Here is a 16,871-nt window from a genome sequence, read left to right on the forward strand (position 1 = left end):
GTTGATCCTCGTCAAGTTTTTGTGCTGTGGGAAATACCGTTGGTCCATTGGGGCGTCAGTTGACAAACGTCAAGTCCGCAAAGCACGGGTAAACGATGCTTCGGTTACGTATCGCAACCGTCGAGGTGTGCCATGGAAACCCCGCAAAGACTGCTGTTGATCGCATCGCCCCTGATGCGCCGTACCCCCGTCTACGACCGAGCCGCAGCCTTGGCCAAGGCCAAGGGCATGGCGCTGCACATCGTGGCTTTCGATTATGTGGAAGGGCTTGCCACGGCGGGCCTGGTCAATGACCAGGCGCTGGCAGTGATGCGCGAAGGTTACGTGCAGCAACACCGGGAGTGGTTGGAAAACCAGGCGCAGCCGATGCGGCGCAACGGCGTCACAGTCACGACTGAAGTGGTGTGGGTGCAGCATCCCTTGAACGAGATCCTGGTGCACCTGCGCGAACAGTCGTTCGCCCTGCTGATCAAGGAGTTCGAGCATGAGCCCTGGTGGGCGCGTGCCATGTTCACCAACCTGGATATCCAGCTGCTGCGCGAAACCCGCATACCGCTGCATCTGGTGCACAACGCCAGCCATGCGTTACCGCGCAGAATCCTGGCGGCCGTGGACCTGTCCAGGCCCGAGGACCAGTTCGAAGGCTTCAACGACCAGATCATCAGTGAGGCGCTGAAACTGGCTCTGCAGTGCAGCGCGCAGATCGAATTGCTGTATGCCTACGACCTGGGTTCCATGTACCTGGACGCGGGCGGCAGCCGGGCGCATTCGTTCCTGTTCGATTCCAACCTAGCCCGGACGCTACACGAAGCACAGAGCGACGCCTTCCAGGCCCTTGCCGAGCGCAATGGCATTGCCGCCGAGCACCGCCACATGCGCATCGGCGACCCGGCCAAAGCCCTGGCCGTGTTCATGGACAACAATGATATCGACGTACTGGTCATGGGCAGTTATCACCACCATGGCATCGGCTGGTTCATCGGCAGTACTGCCGAGCGGGTGTTGCATCGCTTGTCCAGCAGTGTGCTGGTGATTTCCCCCGAGCATTCCCAGGGGTGAGGTACAAGGCCCGCAGGTCCAGTTCGTGGACTATCTCGCTGACATCGCCGCCCAGGTACCGTGAGCTGAACCCCAGCCCCTTGGTCAGCCGGTGCATGGCGTAATTGTTCGCCAGGTCCCTGGAAATCATCCACTCATAGCCACTGCTCCGGGCCGCGCCGAGCAGGGACCGCAGCAAGCGCGCACCCAGGCCTTTGCGCTGCCAGTCCTCACGAAAGCTACGGAGGTTCATCATGGGTCAGTTTCGACAATTGCTGGTGCTGCTTACTGAAGTCGATCCCCATTCAGCCGCACTGCGCAGTGGGCTGGCGCTGGCGCATGTCAGCGGTGCCAGCGTGCATGTGCTGGGGTTGTTCGAGCCGAGCGAGGAGCACCTGCTGCGCGAAGAGCGCCTGAACGAGGCTGATATCAAACGCCAGTACGACCACTACTGCGTGCAACTGCGGGCGCTGGCCGAACGGCACCCCGGCACCGGTGTGACACTGACGGTCGACAGCCTTGCCGCCGACGATATCCGCAGCGAGGCCATCCCCTACATCAGCGAACTGCAGCCGGACCTGGTGATCAAGGACAGCGAATCCGCGTCGGCCCTGGCGCGGCTGTTCGGTACCCCGCTGGACAGTGCGCTGATGCGAGGTTTCAAGGGGCTCACCCTCTTCGTGCCCAAAGCGGCCGTTTCATTGCCTCGGCGCGTTCTGGTCGCCGTGGATACCTGTTTCAGCGAGACGCCAGAGGTTCAGGAACGGTTCAATCGAGGGCTGATTCGCGTCGCCCAGGCGTTGGCACTGCAGTGCGATGCTGCGTTGCATCTGCTGTCGGCCTACAACCTGGCCGGTGTGTTCGCCGCGGACATGAACGTCACCGAGGCGTGGATTGACGAGCTGCGCGCGGCGCTGCAGGAACCCTTCAACGCCTTGGCAGAGGCAGAAGGTGTGGCGCCGGACCGCCGACACTTCGTGGAGGGCGGCTCGGTGCAGGTGATTCGCGAACAGGTCGTGGCCCTTGAAGTCGACGCCGTGGTGATGGGCGTGGTGCAGCCCAAAGGGCTGGACAAGCTGCTGGGCGACACTACTGAACGCATGGTCGGCCATCCGCCGTGCAGTGTGCTCGCGGTCCATCCTCATGTGTTCGAAACCCAGGAGCCTTGGCCATGCAACTGACCTTTCTCGGCGGCACCGGGACGGTGACCGGCAGCAAATTCCTGTTGACCCGCGACCGCACGCGGATCCTGGTGGACTGCGGGCTGTACCAGGGCTACAAGCAATTGCGCCTGCGCAACTGGGAACCCTTGCCTTCGGCACTGCGGGCGCTGGATGCAGTCGTGCTGACCCACGCCCATCTCGACCACAGTGGCTACCTTCCAGTATTGGCCAGGGAAGGCTATAGCGGACCGATCTATGCCACCCCGGCAACCTGCGCCCTGGCTGAAGTGCTCCTGCTCGACAGCGCGCGGCTGCAGGAGGAGCAGGCCGAACATGCCAATCGCCACGGTTATTCCAAGCACACCCCGGCGCGGCCGCTCTATACCGAGCAGGATGCCAAACAGGCGCTGGCACTATTGCGCCCGGTGGAGCTGCATCAGGGAACGCCGATTGCCGAAGGCATGGACCTGCTGCTGCGCACGGCTGGCCATATCCTGGGCGCGGCGACTGTGCAGATCAGTGCACAGGGCCAGACCTTGGTCTTCTCGGGTGACCTGGGCAGGCCGCAAGACCCGATCATGCGGGCACCGGAGCTGGTCCGTACGGCGGATGTGCTGCTTGTGGAGTCCACCTACGGTGATCGCAAGCACCCGACAGAATCGACCGAGCAGTATCTGGCCCAGGTCATCAACCAGACACTCCTGCGCCATGGCATCGTCCTGGTTCCTTCATTCGCTGTCGGGCGCGCCCAGCTGCTGATGTATTACCTCTACAAGCTCAAGCGTGACCGGCTGATCCCGGATATCCCGGTGTACCTGAACAGCCCGATGGCCACCGATGCCACGGCCCTGTATCAGCAGTTTCGCAATCAACATCGGCTACCGGCGGCGGAGTGTGCGGCGATGTGCAAGGGCACACGGATCATCCGCACGGTCGATGAGTCCCGCCACCTTGACCAGCTGCGCGAGCCGGCGGTGATCATTGCCGCCAGTGGCATGGCCACCGGTGGTCGGGTGCTGCATCACCTGAAGGCGCTGGCCCCCAATCCGCGCAACAGCATCCTGTTCTCCGGTTTTCAGGCGGGAGGCACGCGCGGGGCTGATATCGTCGCTGGCGCCCACAGCGTACGCCTGCAGGGCGAAGACGTGCCCATCCGGGCGCAGGTGCACGCCATGGAAAACCTCTCCGCCCACGCCGACGCCGACGAGATCATGGAGTGGTTGCGTGGTTTCACCCGGCCACCGCGGCAGACCTACGTCATTCATGGCGAGCCACACGCTGCCGACACCTTGCGACGGCGCATCAGCCTGGAGCTGGGCTGGCAGGTGAGTGTGCCGGAATATCAGGAAACCGTTGCCATCGACCCGGTGCGCTGAACCCGGCGCGGGAGGTAGTGTCGACCTGATACTGCTTGCCGCACAGTTTTTCCATCAATTTATTCGAAGGGCCGTTCAGGGGAAAACTCCCGTCGTCGCGCCGCCGCGCCTTGACCTGTCAGGGTGCGGCGGCCCTGGGTCAGATCAGGGAGAGCCGGTGGATGACCTGGCTGGGATCATTTGGGTCAGCGACGGTGGTGAACCCCGCCGCTTTGGCCAGCTCGCGCATCGCTTGGTTGGCTGCTGGGTCAACCGAATACATCTGCCGCAAGCCCTTGGCCCGCGCATGGTCGATCAGGTGGTTGAGCAGCAGGCGACCCAAGCCGTGGTGCTGCCAGCTGTCCATGACAGTAACGGCGCATTCGCATTCGTCCTTGCCGCTGGCGGTGGCGTAGCGGGAAATGCCCACTTCCTGCAATTCGCCATCCACGTGGGCGAGAGCGACGTAGGCTGCCTGGCGGTCCTGGTCGACCTTCATCAGCTGGTCGAGCATGGCTTTGCTGGGCTCTCTGAGCTGGCACAGGAAGCGGAAATGCCGCGACTCGGGCGACAGCCGTTCGATGAAGGCTTTTTCGCGTTCTCGGTCCTTGGCCTGCAGGGGCCTGATCAGCACGTGAACGCCGTTTTCAAGGGCTTCGATCCAGTATTCACCCGAAGGTTTGGGAAACGAAGGGTTTGTGTGCACACGGGAAGTCTCGGCGGGCGCCATGGCAATGTCCTCTGTGTTGAATGAACAAGGAAGGTCAGTTTCGGCAGCGGGCCTTGCCCTGACTTGACAGTTGTCAAATGCTTCACTCATGACCTGTCAAACCTGCAGGCGGTCGATGTGCTGCCTCGGCCTCTGATCGCCGCGAACCTGAACGAGGACCTGTTGGATGTGGTCCTCAATTCCCAAGTGGTTGATCAGCCCTATTTGGCTTTCCAGTACTTCTGCATTTCCAGGAACAGGAACGAAGCGGTCCAGGTGATCATCACCAGGCCCGTCAGCGCCTGCAGGCCGGTGAGGTACTTGAGATGGCCGGTGGGGGCGATGTCGCCGAAGCCTATGGTGGTGTAGGTGGTGAAGGAAAAATATACGCAGTCCAGAAAGCTACCGTCGAAATTGCCGCTGAGCGTGCCCCAGCCCTCGGTATGGGCCATCAGGTAATAAGCCAGGGCGAAGCACCAGACCTCCACCGCGTGGGCCAGCAACGCCCCGAACACCCCTGCGACGATACGGAACCGGCTCCACAGCCTGAGGCGCGGTAGCCAGTCATTCAGGCGCAGCAGGCATTCGTAATGAATTACCACCACCAGGATCACGATCAGCATGTTGATCAGAGTGACAGTGAACATCGTCGTTACTCGGCACGGGGTTGCAGGGTCACGGCTGGCTGATGCTGGCGCCATTGATATCGGGATTGGATTCCAGCTCTTCGATTACAAGGTCCCGCAAATCGATGTCGTTCATGATGGGCTCCGTTTGCAGACCGAGAGTGGGGGCTGGAGTGCCCTGCGTCCTTGTTTCTACCCCCTGCACCGGGCGGGGCGATTGATAAAGGTCAAACTCGGCGAACAGACGCTGCGCGGTTGACAAATGTCAGGCCTGCGCCTGCCAGCAGAGTCAGAGTGCTTCGTCGCGCCGGCCGTGGCGTATCACTTCAAGGCAGACGCTGCCTCGAAGGGCGGGACATGGCATTCGACGATATCCTGCGCCGCGACCTGCATTGACGAAAAAGGAAACAGAGCGCGGCTATAAGGTGCCGCTCAGCAGCCAACCGGACACGCCGCAGCCCAGGACAACCACCCATGCAGGCCACTTCCAGAACATCAGGGCCATCAAGGCGATCAGCGCCCATGCCAAGTCTGCTGGCTTGGCGATGGCGCTCGTCCACACCGGTTGGTACAAGGCAGCCAGCAGAAGCCCGACCACGCCGGCGTTTACCCCGGCAAGCGCTGACTGGCTGCGGGCGCTGCGCCGCAGTGTTTCCCAGAAGGGAACCACACCGATCACCAACAGGAAGGAGGGGGTGAAAATGGCGAGAATGCCAACAGTCGCGCCCACCCAGCCGGATGGCTGCACGCTCATCGATGCGCCCAGAAAGGCTGCAAACGTGAAGAGTGGGCCCGGTATGGCCTGCGCCATGCCATAACCAGCCAGAAAGGTGTCATTTGCGACCCAGCCGTGGGCTACTGTGGCCGACTCAAGCAACGGTAGAACCACATGCCCGCCGCCGAATACCAGTGAGCCTGCGCTATAAAAGGCGTTGACCATTGCCAGTGCTTGCGAGGGCCAGATGCGGGTCAATAGCGGCAAGCCGACCAACAAGACAAAGAACACTACCAGCGCAGCCAGCCCGGCCTTTCGGCTGACTGAAAACGGCAGCTCTTCCCCTGCAGGGGAGCCCGGAGGCTTGAGCAGGATCAAGCCTGTGATGGCCGACCCTGTGATCACGGCTATCTGCCCGATTGCGTTGGGCCACAGCAGCGCGGTACAGGCAGCGAACAGGGCGATGGTTACCCGCGCAACATCGGTGCAAAGGCTACGCGCCATGCCCCACACCGCCTGGGCCACCACGGCGACTGCGACGATTTTCAGGCCATGCAACAGGCCACTTGGGGCGCCACCTCCCCATGCCCCCAGGCCTTGAGCACACAGCGTCAACAGGAGGGCCGATGGCAATGTGAACCCTGCCCACGCGGCGACAGCGCCCGCGAACCCCGCCCGTGAAAGGCCCAGAGCAATGCCGACCTGGCTGCTGGCGGGGCCGGGGAGCAATTGGCACACGGCGACCAGCTCGGCATAACTGCGCTCACTGAGCCACCGGCGGCGCGCGACAAATGCTTCACGAAAGTAACCCAGATGCGCGATGGGGCCACCGAAAGACGTCAGCCCCAGGCGCAAGAACACCAGAAACACCGACCAGGCAGAGTCGCTGGGCTTCACGCCGCACTGAGTGTGTTCTGACACGGCAGGCTCCTTGGGCTAGTGACGCTGTAGTTTTTATAGTTGGGACAGCCTGCCATGAGGCCTGATCTGGCGCTGCGCATGAAAAACCTATGCAGTATTAACGCAATATCTATACAAGATGCTATCGTTGTACAGTATTTACGCGTGATCGAGGTCAGTATGGCGCACCGTGCTCGTTGGGCTTGCCTCTGTCTGCTACTGGCTGCCTTTTCGACGGTGGCGGACTGGAGGGCGGATCTTACTGGGGCGCAACGGCTTGGGAGTGGTGAGTTCACCTGGTTTGGTCTGCGTCTATATACAGCGCAATTATGGACGGCAGGGCAAGTTCATGATTGGAACCAGCCATTCGCCCTTGAGCTGCTCTACCACCGCTCCTTGTCCAGGGGCACCTTGGTACAGGCCAGCCTTGAGGAAATGCGCCGCCTCAACGGTAGCAGCATAACGCCGCAACAACGCACGGCGTGGACCCATGGGCTTGAAGAGGCATTCGTGGATGTGCACCCCGGCATGCGCATTACCGGCTTGTACCTGCCGGGGCAGGGCTGCCGCTTTTACGTCGACGGTAAATTCAGCCGCGAAATCGCCGACCCGGTCTTTGCCAAGGCGTTTTTTGCCATCTGGCTCGACCCCGGAGCCCGGGATACACAACTGCGCCAGCGCCTGCTTGGGCTGGCTGGTAACGACTGAGGAACATGACATGTACAAAGTGCTGTTGCTGGTGTCGTGCCTGCTTCTGGGCAGCTGTGGCAATGTCGGTGTTGAGCACTATGCCCAGGAGCAACCGAAACTGGACCTGGCCGCATTCTTCTCGCGACCGGTGCAGGCCTGGGGGATGTTCCAGAAGTGTTCCGGCGAAGTGGTCAAGCGCTTCCACGTACGTATCGACAGCCGCCGCGAGGGTGAGCGGCTGATCCTCGACGAACATTTTCTCTACAGTGATGGCACTCGCCAGCAGCGTACATGGACACTTGTGCCAGACGGCCCGGGGCGCTGGCGCGGTACCGCGGGGGACGTGATCGGCGAGGCGCGCGGCGAAGTGGCGGGTAACGCGCTGCGATGGCGGTACCAGCTGGACCTGCCAGTGGACGGGCGGCACTGGCAGGTAGACCTGGACGACTGGATGTACCTCATGGATGACGACACCCTGATCAACCGTTCAAGCATGAGCAAGCTGGGCGTTGAAATCGGCCAGATCACCCTGTTCTTCCGCCGCCTGCCAGAGGGTACACCATGAACCTGATCGCGCTTACCCAGCTGGTCTCGACCGGCGAAGCAAAGGAACTTGAACTGCTGTCGCTGGAGGGTGGCTTCTACCTCCTGCGTGCGTTGACCGACGCCGGCCCTGTGACATTGAGCGATGCCCATGGGCAGCCCGTTCGCGTGCGCTCCACTACCGAGCTACGCCAGCTGTTGGCCGACCTGCCAACCGTGCCGTGCATGCTGGTACAGCAGGTGGTGCATGATGAGATGTGCGGGCAACGTGACGGCCCCATTGCGCCGCTGCGCGTACCGGTAACGCTCACCAGCCAATGGTAGCCTGAACGATGCGCCTGGGCCTTGTGCTGGGTGACCAGCTGTCGTTCGACCTGGCGAGCCTAGCTGCCCTTGACCCCGCCCGCGATGCTGTTCTGATGGCGGAGGTGGAGGGTGAAGCCCGCTATGTGCCGCATCATCCGCTCAAGATCGTGCTCATCTTCAGCGCCATGCGGCACTTTGCCCAGGCCCTGCGTGAGCGGGGTTGGCAGGTGCATTACGTCGAGCTCGATGCTGACGGCAATAGCGGCAGCATCGTTGGCGAGTTGCACCGCTGGCAACACGCCTTGGGCGCCACGCACATTCACCTGACCGAGTGCGGAGAGTGGCGCCTGGAGCAGGCTTTGCATGATGCCGCATTGCCCCTCGTGTGGCATCGCGACACGCGCTTTCTGTGCTCCCGCGAAGCTTTTGCGCGCTGGGCCCATGAGCGTCGTCAACTGCGTATGGAGCACTTCTACCGTGGCATGCGCAAGCGAACCGGGCTGCTTATGGAGCCGGACGGCAGCCCGGCAGGTGGGGCCTGGAACTTTGATGGTGAAAACCGCAAGCCATTACCTCGCCAGTTGCGTGGGCCGTTCGCTGCGCATTTCGCGCAGGACGGGATCACGGCAGCGGTGGTCGCCCTGGTCCGTCGGCGCTTCAGCGACCACTACGGGGACATCGACGGCTTTGACTACCCCGTGACCCATGCCGAGGCACATCAGCTGTGGCAGCATTTTCTGGATTTTGGCCTGGCGGCATTCGGCGACTACCAGGACGCGATGGCCGAGGGCGAGCCATACCTGTTCCATGCGCGCATCAGTGCGGCGCTCAACATCGGGCTTCTGGATGTGCGATGCCTGTGTGAGGAGGTCGACCAGGCCTGGCGCGAGGGGCGGGTGCCGCTTAATGCAGCTGAGGGCTTCATTCGCCAGTTGATCGGCTGGCGCGAGTATGTGCACGGTATCTACTGGCTGCGCATGCCGGAGTATGCCGGGCTCAATCACCTGGGCAACGACCGAGCTTTACCTGAATTCTATTGGACCGGGCGCACCCGCATGCGCTGCATGGAGCAAGCCATCGGGCAGACCCTGCGGTTGGGCTACGCGCACCATATCCAGCGGCTGATGGTGACCGGCAACTTCGCTTTGCTGGCAGGTATCGTGCCCACCGCGATTTGCGAGTGGTACCTGGCGGTGTACATGGATGCCTTCGACTGGGTCGAGCTGCCCAACACGCTTGGCATGGTGATGCACGCCGACGGCGGATACCTGGGGTCCAAGCCGTACTGCGCCAGTGGTCGATACATCCAGCGCATGTCCGATCATTGCAAGGCTTGCAGTTACAAGGTCGATCATGTAATCGAGGACGATGCCTGCCCGTTCAATGCCCTGTACTGGCATTTTCTTATCCGCCATCGTCCGCTGCTGTCGACGAACCCGCGTTTGACCCTGGTGTATCGCAGCCTGGATGGCATGACGGCTAGCCGGCGCGACGCTGTGTGGCAGCGTGGCCAGGCGCTGTTGGCGCAGCTTGATGCGCGGCAGCCGCTATGAAAAAGAGTCTTTTGCCCAGCAAGGTCTGCGTGGTGTGTGGCCGGCCGTTCAACTGGCGAAAGCGCTGGGCACGCTGTTGGGAGCAGGTGCGCTACTGCTCCGAGCGATGCCGTAGGTCAGCGCCGCGCCGCGAGGCGCGCGAGCAGGGGCAGGGCCAACGCCCAGATCGGCATCAGTAGCAGGCCGGTTTCCAGCGTGCCCAACGGCAGGGCGACCTGTGTAACCCTTGCGCCGCCTACGTAGGCCAAGGGGCCGCCGAGTGCCCCGATCAGCGCACCGATCTGCCAGTGCCTGCCGGCCCATGCCAGGCTGTGGCGCATGCCGCTGGCCAGCACCAGCCACAGCAGCGCCAGCCACAGTGGCAGCGGCCAGCCGTCGAAACCGAACACGCCCAGCGCCCCCAGCGTGCTATCGAGCACACACCCGGCCAAGGTGACGCGCAACAGCGCCTTGACCTCAGCGTTAACATCCGGGCACAGGCGCAGGTGCACCACCACACCTGCAATCACCAGGAGCAATAGCCAGGGGCGTTCGGCGCCTAGCACGCAGATCCACCAGCCTGCCTGTAACCAGACGGCATTGGCGACGAGCCAGCGCCCCGGCATCAGGCACCGTCAGGCAATGGAGCGCGACGCGCCAGTGGCGCTGCCCACAGCAGGTGTGCAACGCCGATGGTGCGTTCCTCGAAACCGCCCTGGCAGTAACACAGGTAGAACTCCCACAGGCGCTGGAACATGTCGTCGTAGCCCAGGTCCGTCAGTGCCGTGCGCGCCAGGCGCAGGTTTTCACGCCAGTGCTGCAGGGTGAGGGCATAGTCCTGGCCGAAGTCCTCCATGTGCACGAGGTTGAGTGCGGTGTGCCGGCTGGCGGTGTCGAGCAACACGCTTAGCGAAGGCAGGGCGCCACCTGGGAAAATATAGCGTTGAATGAAGTCGACAGAGCGCCGCGCCTGGGCATAGCGCTGGTCGCGGATGGTGATCGCCTGCAGCAGCATCAGGCCGTCGGGCTTGAGCAGCGAGGCACATTGGCGGAAATACGCAGGCAGGTAACGATGGCCGACTGCCTCGATCATTTCGATCGAAACCAGTTTGTCGAAGGTACCTTGCAGGTCGCGGTAGTCTTCGCGCAGCACCTTCACGCGCTGCTCAAGCCCCAAGGCCCGAACACGCGCCAGGGTATGGCTGTACTGGGCCTCGGAGAGCGTTGTGGTGGTGACCCTGCAGCCGTAACGGGTGGCCGCGTGGATTGCCAGGCTGCCCCAGCCGCTGCCAATTTCCAGCAGGTGATCGTCGGGGTGCAGTTCAAGCTTCTGGCAGATGCGCTCCAGCTTGTGCAACTGGGCTTGCTCCAGTGTTTGCCCAGCATGTTCGAATTGGGCCGCCGAATACATCATGGTGGGGTCCAGCAGCCGCTCGAACAGGGCGTTGCCCAAGTCGTAATGGGCCAGAATATTGCGCCGGGCACCGCGTCTGTTGTTGCGGTTGAGCCGGTGCAGAAGGCGCAGGGCAGGGCGGCCGAAACGGGCCAGGCCACCCTCGAGCGCGTCGAGCACTTCAAGGTTGGCGACGAACAGGCGGGTCACCAGCGCCAGGTCGGGGCTTCGCCAATAGCCGTGGATGTAGGCCTCGCCAGCACCGATCGAACCATTGCCGGCGATCAGGCTCCAGGAGGCGTCATCGAGGATCTCCACCTCGGCCTGCAACGGGCTGTCGACATCACCGAAACTCCACTGCTGCCCGTGGCAGAGCAGGCGCAGGTGGCCGTGGCGAAGCTTGCCCAGCTGGGCGAGCACGGCGCTGCGTGCCAGACCGCCGAGCAAGGGCGCAAGGCCTGCGAACTTGCTAACGCTCAGTGTGGGATTTGACATCATCAGGGTCCTCGCAAGGTTGGCCCAGCGCCAGGTCATTCTGGCTGGTGGTGTGGTCATGCACGGGGGTGCGTTTGAGTAGCAGGCGTAACGCTTGCCAGTAGATGGCCGAGACAGTGCGCAGACTCATCCATGGGAAGGTCATGACATATCGACGTAGTGCAGTTCCATCCAGTGGTTGACGGTGCAGGGCGAGGTCGGCCTCGAACACCTTGTGGCCGTCCTGCCAGTTCTGCATGTGGATGCGTACATGGTCTGCGCTCAGGAAAAAGCGCAGGTGATAGTCCATGTCCACCGGCATGAACGGTGAAACATGGAAGGCCTTGGCCACGGTGAACGGCTTGGCAATGTTCTCTTGCACCGGCAGTACGTAATGAAAACGCTCACGCCACGGGGTGTTGCGCACCTCCATCAGGATTGCCGTCAGGCAGCCGTCGCGGTCGTGGCAGAAATAGAAGCTCACCGGATTGAACGACAGCCCCCAGCAACGCAGTTGCGTGAGCAGCCGTACCGGGCCTTCGGGCATATGCCCAGTGGCCTGACACACCAGCAAGCGTGCTGCCTGTGCCAGGGTTTTGCCGTGCCGGGTCTGCGCTGGCAGGTAGTCGGTCTCGCGCCAGCACAGCGGTGCCAGGCGCCAGCGCCCCAGCCAGCGTGACAGGCCCATGAGCCAGGCTTGTTCGTCCAGGTCCACGTAGAACATGCCAATCCGGTAACGGAAAGCATGGCGCCGCGGGGTCAGCCGACGGTGACTGATCCAGCCCAGACAAAGGCTGCTGTTCACAATTGCTCTCCGAAGTGCGCAGCCACTTTCAGCGCGCTGACCACCCCGTCCTCATGAAAGCCGTTGCCCCAGTAAGCGCCACAGAAGTAACTGTGCTGCTGACCCTGCAGTTGTGCCTGGCACGCCTGTGCAGCGGACGCGGCAATGCTGTACTGCGGATGGGCATACTGGAAGCGCGCGATCACCTGCGCCGGGTCTATCAGTGCGGTCTGGTTGAGGCTTACGCAGAAGGTTGTCGGCGCCTGGATTCCTTGCAGGATGTTCATGTTGTAGGTCAGCGCGGCGGGAGCCTGCTCGGGGCCGCCCAGGCGGTAGTTCCAGCTGGCCCAGGCGCTCTTGCGGCGTGGCAGCAGGCGGGTATCGGTGTGCAGCACCACATCGTTGCTGGCGTAGCCAATGGCGCTGAGTACAGCGCGCTCCAGCATGGTTGGGGTTTCCAATACCGCAAGAGCCTGGTCGCTGTGGCAGGCGAACACCACATTGTCGAAGCGTTCGGTGCCGGCCGCGCTCACCAGAGTCACGCCTCCCTCGTCGCGGCTGACCCGGGATACCTTGCAGTTGAGGCGTATGCGTTCAGCAAACGGTCTGCACAGCGGCGCGACATAGCTGCGTGAACCGCCTTCAACCACCCGCCACTGCGGCCGTTGGTTGACCGACAGCAAGCCGTGGTTGCGACAGAAACGGACGAAGAACTCAAGGGGAAAATGGAGCATGTCGGCGCGGGACATCGACCAGATCGCAGACCCCATCGGCACGATATAGTGGTCGATGAAGCGCTGCCCGTAGCGCTGTGTCCGAAGGTAGGCGCCCAAGGTGGTGTCTGTATCGATTCGCTGGTTGTCCAGGTCGGCCAGCGCCTGGCGGTTGAAGCGCAGAATATCCCTTATCATGCCCCAGAAACCTGGCGACACCAGGTTACGGCGTTGAGCAAACAGTGTGTTCAGATCGTGACCGTTGTACTCCAGGCCAATGGCCGGATCATGCACGGAAAAACTCATTTCGGTCGGCTGCGAGGTGACCTTGAGCTGGTCGAGCAAGCGTATGAAGTTGGGGTAGGTCCAGTCGTTGAAAACGATGAAGCCGGTATCTATTGCATGACGCTGGCCCTTCCAGACCACATCGAGCGTGTGCGTGTGCCCTCCGATCCATTGCTCGGCTTCGAACACCGTTACTTCATGCTTGCGTGACAGCAGATGGGCGCAGGTCAGCCCCGCGATGCCACTGCCGATGATTGCGATACGCATGGATCATCATTCCTGTTCATGACGGGCGAGGCGTTGGCCGAGTGCCAAACGCAGGCGCGCGGGTAGTGCCCCTGACAGGCGCATCACCAATGTGAAAAGACCGGGACATATGAGTGGCGTGTCGACGAAGCCAGGGTTGACCAGGGTGACCGCGGGCCAGGCGTGGGTGGCAAAACTGCAGCGTCCAGTGCAGGTAGCCTTGCCATGGTCTTAGCTCGTCGTACAGTTTTTCCCGCGTGTCGATGTTAGCCCCATCGAACCTGGCGAGGCGCACGACGAATTGCTGTAGGTACGCTGGCATGCTGGGCCTCAGGAAATCCTGTACAAAAGTTGTTTGTTGTACAGGTATAGCTGAAAGCCAAGCATTAATCTATACAGAGAGACGATCTTGTATAGGTTTTTGTCAATGCTCTATCTGTCCCAGTTGCCGGCGCAATTCAGCCACTTCAGCCTCCAGCGCGCGTACTTTCTCCTCGGCGCATATCTGCGCGGTGACGTCGCGCTGAATACCGATGTAGTACGTCAGCTGGTCCGCTTCGTTGTACACGGGCGTGATGGACAACTCATTCCAGAACAGGCTCCCGTCCTTGCGGTAGTTGCGAAGCACCTGGCAGCAGGGGCGGCCTTCGCGGATCGCCTCGCGGATGGTTGCCACGCCCGCCTGGTCATGATCTTCGCCCTGAAGAAAACGGCAGTCCTGATAGAGGATATCGTCGGCGCAATAGCCGGTCAGGCGCTCGAAGGCGGGGTTGGCGTAAATCAGGATGCTTTCAGTGCCTTCCTGCTCGGCGACGACGATGCCATCGTTGGAATGCTCGACCATCAGTTGCAGGAGTTTCGCGGTGATCATAGGGCCCACCTACAGGCGTTTTGTATGCGATATGCGCAGCGTAGCTTCTGTGCAGAAGGTATCGGCGCTGTTTGTTGCATGATGGACCAAGGAGGCTCGCCGCAGAAGGTGCATATGGGTTTAGAATGGCCTACCACTCGGATATCCCCTCGTTATGACTGACGCTACCCCACCTGATTTGCTACCTATGCGCGATGTTGTCAGCTTGACCGGCATCAATCCGGTGACCCTGCGTGCCTGGGAGCGGCGCCATGGGTTGATACGTCCGCAGCGCACCGAGGGTGGCCACCGACTCTACACGGCGCGGGATGTACAGCGCATACGCGACATCTTGCGCTGGACAGCAAGCGGCCTGTCCGTCAGCAAGGTCGGTGATCTGCTCGCAGCCCAGCCTGAGGCGTCTGTGCAGCAGCATTCGGCCTTTGACGATTGGCGCGCTGCCGTTGTGCGCGCAACCAAGGCATTCGATCGGCCGGCATTGGAGGGGATCCATGGTCAGTTGTTCACACTCTTGCCCAAGGCCACCGTGCTGCGTGAAGTGCTGATGCCAGTGTGGCATGACCTGGCTTCAGGCACTGCGCCAGGCCAGCGCAGCCAGTGGTTGTTTCTCGACACTTTCCTGCGCGCCCGCTTGCTGCTGCGCCTGCAGGTCAACCAGGTCGATGCGCCGCAGGTTTTGCTAGCGGGTAGCGAGGGGCAAGCCGAACTCAGTGTATTGTGCGCCGGGCTACTGTTGAGCAGTGAGCTACAGCGTATCGACGTGCTCGGTTGCGGGCAGCCACTTGAAGAGCTACCCATCGTCTGTGCGGCCATGCAGCCTGCGGCACTGGTGATAAAAGTCCAGGTGCCGGTGGGCCCCGGCTTGGCCAAGCGCTTGCGGTCGTTGCAGATGGAAATCGCGTGCCCGCTGGCCCTGATAGGCGAGGGGCTGGTCGATTCGCAACCCGCCCTGAGCGGAATTCCGCTATGCCTGCTGGACGAGGGGGGCGCCGACGCCGCGCGCATGCTGAACGCCTTGCACCGGGGGGCTCTTGACGTTTGACCGAGGGGCTTTCCCCCCAGACTGGCTGAGCGTCCGCAGCGGTTGTTTAATTTGAGGTCGTGAAGAGTAGGGCAGATGGCTCGTAAGCGTTTTGAAGAACAGCACGTCAATAACTACACTAAATAGACATTTAGTGTAGTTATCAGCAATTGTTGCCCAAACAACGAAAAACACAGAGATAAAATCACTGGTTTTCTCTAAATGCAAGCAATATCAAGCTTACGCCGTCTGCTGGAACGGAGCAGGCGGCGGGCTTTTGATACCCTGCAACCAGTCGCAGTAGCGGGCCACGCCTTGCTGGACGGTCAATGTGGACGCCTGGTAACCGGCAGCGCGCAAGCGCTCCAGGTCAGCACAGGTGTAGCACTGGTACTTGCCACGCAAATGATCAGGAAATTCGCTGTACTCAAGCACCCCCTCAAGCAAGGCAATCTCAAGTGACAAGGGCGATTGGTCTTGTTGCTCACGCAGCCGATTGATCACAGCCAAGGCAACGTCATTGAACGGCTGGGCGCGACCACTGCCGACATTGAAGATACCGCTCAACTGTGGGCGCTCAAGGAAGAACATATTGACCTTGACCACATCATCCACAGAGACGAAATCACGCAGATGGCCACCGCCGGGATAGTCACCATAGCTGCCGAACAGGCTGACTTTTCCATGGGACTGGTACTGGTTGAAGCAGTGCAGGGCCACTGACGCCATCGCACCTTTATGCTGTTCATGGGGCCCGTAGACGTTGAAATAACGCAAGCCGACGACCTGGCTCCTGGCTGTCATCAACTGCCGGCGTACCTGTTGATCAAAGAGGAACTTGGAATAGCCATAGACGTTTAGCGGGCGCTCACATTCACGTTCTTCGCGAAAATCCTGCCCGGCGCCATACACAGCTGCCGATGACGCATATAAAAGCGGGACCCGTTGTTGCTGCGCAGACGCCAGCAATTCACGGCTGAACCGGTAATTGTTATCCATCATGAAACGTCCATCAGCTTCGACGGTGCTTGAACACGCTCCCTGGTGCAGCACAGCACGCACGTTGCCAAACTCACCACAAGCAAAGCGATCGAGAAAATCGTCCTTGTCCAGGTAGTCGGCAATTTCACTGTCGGCCAGGTTGCGGAATTTGTCGCCATCGGTCAGATCGTCGACGGCGATGATCTCGGTTTCGTTGCGCTGGTTGAGCGCCTGTACGAGATTGCTACCGATGAATCCTGCGGCACCGGTTACGATGATGGTCATGACAGATTCCCCGTGAGGGTACGGTGCCCGCATTTTAATCAAGGGAACAAGAGCCAACCTTAACCTGGGTCAACGAATGAACCGGGTTCGACGCATGAGGGCCTTGAGCAGGCTCACCATCTGGGCAACCACGGTGCAGCGGTAAAATACGAAGGTTCGGATAATGCATATTATGTTAAACAAGGTGCTATGTCCGATATGTTCATAACCCACGTAAGTCACTGATTCGACGAATTCGGTT

The 16,871-nt window shown here is 61.2% G+C and carries 20 protein-coding genes and 2 pseudogenes; 9 read left to right on the forward strand and 13 right to left on the reverse strand.

Annotated elements, in window-relative coordinates; genetic code table 11:
- Window positions 1–132 precede the first annotated feature (132 nt).
- Window positions 133–1,059 carry a universal stress protein gene (locus tag PP4_RS13215; RefSeq protein WP_016499685.1) on the forward strand — a complete coding sequence of 309 codons (927 nt, stop codon included), beginning with the start codon at window positions 133–135 and terminating at the stop codon, window positions 1,057–1,059.
- On the opposite strand, the gene PP4_RS28820 is transcribed toward PP4_RS13215, so the two are convergent.
- Complete coding sequence (locus PP4_RS28820; protein ID WP_016499686.1) at window positions 977–1,294, reverse strand: GNAT family N-acetyltransferase; 318 nt, start codon at window positions 1,292–1,294, stop codon at window positions 977–979. The genes PP4_RS13215 and PP4_RS28820 overlap by 83 nt on opposite strands.
- Between PP4_RS28820 and PP4_RS13220 the strand changes: the two genes are divergently transcribed.
- Both PP4_RS13220 and PP4_RS13225 read left to right on the forward strand, forming a co-directional pair.
- On the forward strand, window positions 1,293–2,219 hold the full coding sequence (locus tag PP4_RS13220) for a universal stress protein (protein WP_016499687.1): 927 nt from the start codon (window positions 1,293–1,295) through the stop codon (window positions 2,217–2,219). The two genes, PP4_RS28820 and PP4_RS13220, sit on opposite strands and share 2 nt — an antisense overlap.
- Entirely contained in the window at window positions 2,210–3,577 is a 1,368-nt protein-coding gene (locus PP4_RS13225) for an MBL fold metallo-hydrolase RNA specificity domain-containing protein (protein WP_016499688.1), read from the forward strand. The genes PP4_RS13220 and PP4_RS13225 overlap by 10 nt, the downstream gene beginning before the upstream one ends.
- Before the next feature lie 139 nt (window positions 3,578–3,716).
- Here the strand turns inward: PP4_RS13225 and PP4_RS13230 are convergent, their stop codons facing one another.
- From PP4_RS13230 to chrA, 5 genes and pseudogenes are all read right to left on the reverse strand, one after another.
- The gene (locus PP4_RS13230) at window positions 3,717–4,286 is read right to left on the reverse strand and encodes a GNAT family N-acetyltransferase (RefSeq protein ID WP_016499689.1); all 570 of its coding nucleotides are present in this window, start codon (window positions 4,284–4,286) and stop codon (window positions 3,717–3,719) included.
- A 200-nt stretch (window positions 4,287–4,486) separates the two neighbouring features.
- Entirely contained in the window at window positions 4,487–4,912 is a 426-nt protein-coding gene (locus PP4_RS13235; RefSeq protein ID WP_016499690.1) for a potassium channel family protein, read from the reverse strand.
- A 28-nt stretch (window positions 4,913–4,940) separates the two neighbouring features.
- Entirely contained in the window at window positions 4,941–5,153 is a 213-nt protein-coding gene (locus tag PP4_RS29530) for a hypothetical protein (protein WP_016499691.1), read from the reverse strand.
- Window positions 5,154–5,180: 27 nt separating this feature from the next.
- Window positions 5,181–5,284, reverse strand: a pseudogene (locus PP4_RS29845) (phosphoribosyltransferase); the annotation flags it as partial.
- Between the two features lie 25 nt (window positions 5,285–5,309).
- Window positions 5,310–6,527, reverse strand: coding sequence for a chromate efflux transporter (gene chrA, locus PP4_RS13240; RefSeq protein WP_016499692.1), 1,218 nt, complete (start codon window positions 6,525–6,527; stop codon window positions 5,310–5,312).
- Between the two features lie 159 nt (window positions 6,528–6,686).
- Between chrA and PP4_RS13245 the strand changes: the two genes are divergently transcribed.
- The 5 genes from PP4_RS13245 to PP4_RS27970 are packed head-to-tail and all read left to right on the forward strand — an operon-like array spanning window position 6,687 to window position 9,777.
- Window positions 6,687–7,214 carry a chalcone isomerase family protein gene (locus PP4_RS13245; RefSeq protein WP_041168026.1) on the forward strand — a complete coding sequence of 176 codons (528 nt, stop codon included), beginning with the start codon at window positions 6,687–6,689 and terminating at the stop codon, window positions 7,212–7,214.
- A gap of 10 nt (window positions 7,215–7,224) precedes the next feature.
- On the forward strand, window positions 7,225–7,761 hold the full coding sequence (locus PP4_RS13250) for a DUF3833 domain-containing protein (protein WP_016499694.1): 537 nt from the start codon (window positions 7,225–7,227) through the stop codon (window positions 7,759–7,761).
- On the forward strand, window positions 7,758–8,063 hold the full coding sequence (locus PP4_RS13255; RefSeq protein WP_016499695.1) for a DUF6482 family protein: 306 nt from the start codon (window positions 7,758–7,760) through the stop codon (window positions 8,061–8,063). Before PP4_RS13250 ends, PP4_RS13255 begins: the two co-directional genes overlap by 4 nt.
- Window positions 8,064–8,071: 8 nt before the next feature.
- A complete protein-coding gene (locus tag PP4_RS13260) occupies window positions 8,072–9,598 on the forward strand; it encodes a cryptochrome/photolyase family protein (RefSeq protein ID WP_016499696.1) in 1,527 nt (508 codons plus the stop codon).
- Complete coding sequence (locus tag PP4_RS27970) at window positions 9,595–9,777, forward strand: DUF2256 domain-containing protein (RefSeq protein WP_080642791.1); 183 nt, start codon at window positions 9,595–9,597, stop codon at window positions 9,775–9,777. The genes PP4_RS13260 and PP4_RS27970 overlap by 4 nt, the downstream gene beginning before the upstream one ends.
- Here PP4_RS27970 and PP4_RS13265 read toward each other — a convergent pair.
- From PP4_RS13265 to PP4_RS13285, 6 genes and pseudogenes are all read right to left on the reverse strand, one after another.
- Window positions 9,715–10,203: a DUF2878 domain-containing protein gene (locus PP4_RS13265; RefSeq protein ID WP_016499697.1), complete on the reverse strand. Its 489-nt coding sequence runs from the start codon at window positions 10,201–10,203 to the stop codon at window positions 9,715–9,717. The two genes, PP4_RS27970 and PP4_RS13265, sit on opposite strands and share 63 nt — an antisense overlap.
- On the reverse strand, window positions 10,203–11,465 hold the full coding sequence (locus tag PP4_RS13270; protein ID WP_016499698.1) for an SAM-dependent methyltransferase: 1,263 nt from the start codon (window positions 11,463–11,465) through the stop codon (window positions 10,203–10,205). Before PP4_RS13270 ends, PP4_RS13265 begins: the two co-directional genes overlap by 1 nt.
- Window positions 11,440–12,249, reverse strand: coding sequence for a DUF1365 domain-containing protein (locus tag PP4_RS13275; RefSeq protein ID WP_016499699.1), 810 nt, complete (start codon window positions 12,247–12,249; stop codon window positions 11,440–11,442). Before PP4_RS13275 ends, PP4_RS13270 begins: the two co-directional genes overlap by 26 nt.
- Entirely contained in the window at window positions 12,246–13,493 is a 1,248-nt protein-coding gene (locus PP4_RS13280) for an NAD(P)/FAD-dependent oxidoreductase (protein WP_016499700.1), read from the reverse strand. Before PP4_RS13280 ends, PP4_RS13275 begins: the two co-directional genes overlap by 4 nt.
- Window positions 13,494–13,499: 6 nt before the next feature.
- Window positions 13,500–13,646, reverse strand: a pseudogene (locus tag PP4_RS28840) (SDR family NAD(P)-dependent oxidoreductase); the annotation flags it as partial.
- 250 nt (window positions 13,647–13,896) lie between these two features.
- A complete protein-coding gene (locus PP4_RS13285; protein WP_016499701.1) occupies window positions 13,897–14,343 on the reverse strand; it encodes a PAS domain S-box protein in 447 nt (148 codons plus the stop codon).
- Window positions 14,344–14,497: 154 nt separating this feature from the next.
- Here PP4_RS13285 and PP4_RS13290 point away from each other — a divergent pair, with 154 nt between their 5' ends.
- A complete protein-coding gene (locus PP4_RS13290) occupies window positions 14,498–15,385 on the forward strand; it encodes a MerR family transcriptional regulator (RefSeq protein ID WP_041167728.1) in 888 nt (295 codons plus the stop codon).
- A gap of 219 nt (window positions 15,386–15,604) precedes the next feature.
- Here the strand turns inward: PP4_RS13290 and rfaD are convergent, their stop codons facing one another.
- Window positions 15,605–16,630, reverse strand: a complete 1,026-nt coding sequence (gene rfaD, locus PP4_RS13295; protein ID WP_016499703.1) for an ADP-glyceromanno-heptose 6-epimerase — start codon at window positions 16,628–16,630, stop codon at window positions 15,605–15,607.
- Window positions 16,631–16,871: the final 241 nt, after the last annotated feature.

Origin of the sequence: Pseudomonas putida NBRC 14164, from assembly GCF_000412675.1 — a bacterium.
In the GTDB taxonomy this organism is placed as follows: domain Bacteria; phylum Pseudomonadota; class Gammaproteobacteria; order Pseudomonadales; family Pseudomonadaceae; genus Aquipseudomonas; species Aquipseudomonas putida.

Coding starts and splice junctions, on each gene's coding strand:
- PP4_RS28820 (WP_016499686.1), bottom strand. CDS start 1,294: ATGATGAACCTCCGTAGCTTTCGTGAGGACTGGCAGCGCAAAGGCCTG.
- PP4_RS13280 (WP_016499700.1), bottom strand. CDS start 13,493: ATGCGTATCGCAATCATCGGCAGTGGCATCGCGGGGCTGACCTGCGCC.
- PP4_RS13265 (WP_016499697.1), bottom strand. CDS start 10,203: ATGCCGGGGCGCTGGCTCGTCGCCAATGCCGTCTGGTTACAGGCAGGC.
- PP4_RS27970 (WP_080642791.1), top strand. CDS start 9,595: ATGAAAAAGAGTCTTTTGCCCAGCAAGGTCTGCGTGGTGTGTGGCCGG.
- PP4_RS13250 (WP_016499694.1), top strand. CDS start 7,225: ATGTACAAAGTGCTGTTGCTGGTGTCGTGCCTGCTTCTGGGCAGCTGT.
- PP4_RS13270 (WP_016499698.1), bottom strand. CDS start 11,465: ATGTCAAATCCCACACTGAGCGTTAGCAAGTTCGCAGGCCTTGCGCCC.
- PP4_RS13220 (WP_016499687.1), top strand. CDS start 1,293: ATGGGTCAGTTTCGACAATTGCTGGTGCTGCTTACTGAAGTCGATCCC.
- rfaD (WP_016499703.1), bottom strand. CDS start 16,630: ATGACCATCATCGTAACCGGTGCCGCAGGATTCATCGGTAGCAATCTC.
- PP4_RS13255 (WP_016499695.1), top strand. CDS start 7,758: ATGAACCTGATCGCGCTTACCCAGCTGGTCTCGACCGGCGAAGCAAAG.
- PP4_RS13235 (WP_016499690.1), bottom strand. CDS start 4,912: ATGTTCACTGTCACTCTGATCAACATGCTGATCGTGATCCTGGTGGTG.
- PP4_RS13230 (WP_016499689.1), bottom strand. CDS start 4,286: ATGGCGCCCGCCGAGACTTCCCGTGTGCACACAAACCCTTCGTTTCCC.
- PP4_RS13285 (WP_016499701.1), bottom strand. CDS start 14,343: ATGATCACCGCGAAACTCCTGCAACTGATGGTCGAGCATTCCAACGAT.
- PP4_RS13225 (WP_016499688.1), top strand. CDS start 2,210: ATGCAACTGACCTTTCTCGGCGGCACCGGGACGGTGACCGGCAGCAAA.
- PP4_RS13215 (WP_016499685.1), top strand. CDS start 133: ATGGAAACCCCGCAAAGACTGCTGTTGATCGCATCGCCCCTGATGCGC.
- PP4_RS13290 (WP_041167728.1), top strand. CDS start 14,498: ATGACTGACGCTACCCCACCTGATTTGCTACCTATGCGCGATGTTGTC.
- PP4_RS13260 (WP_016499696.1), top strand. CDS start 8,072: ATGCGCCTGGGCCTTGTGCTGGGTGACCAGCTGTCGTTCGACCTGGCG.
- PP4_RS13245 (WP_041168026.1), top strand. CDS start 6,687: ATGGCGCACCGTGCTCGTTGGGCTTGCCTCTGTCTGCTACTGGCTGCC.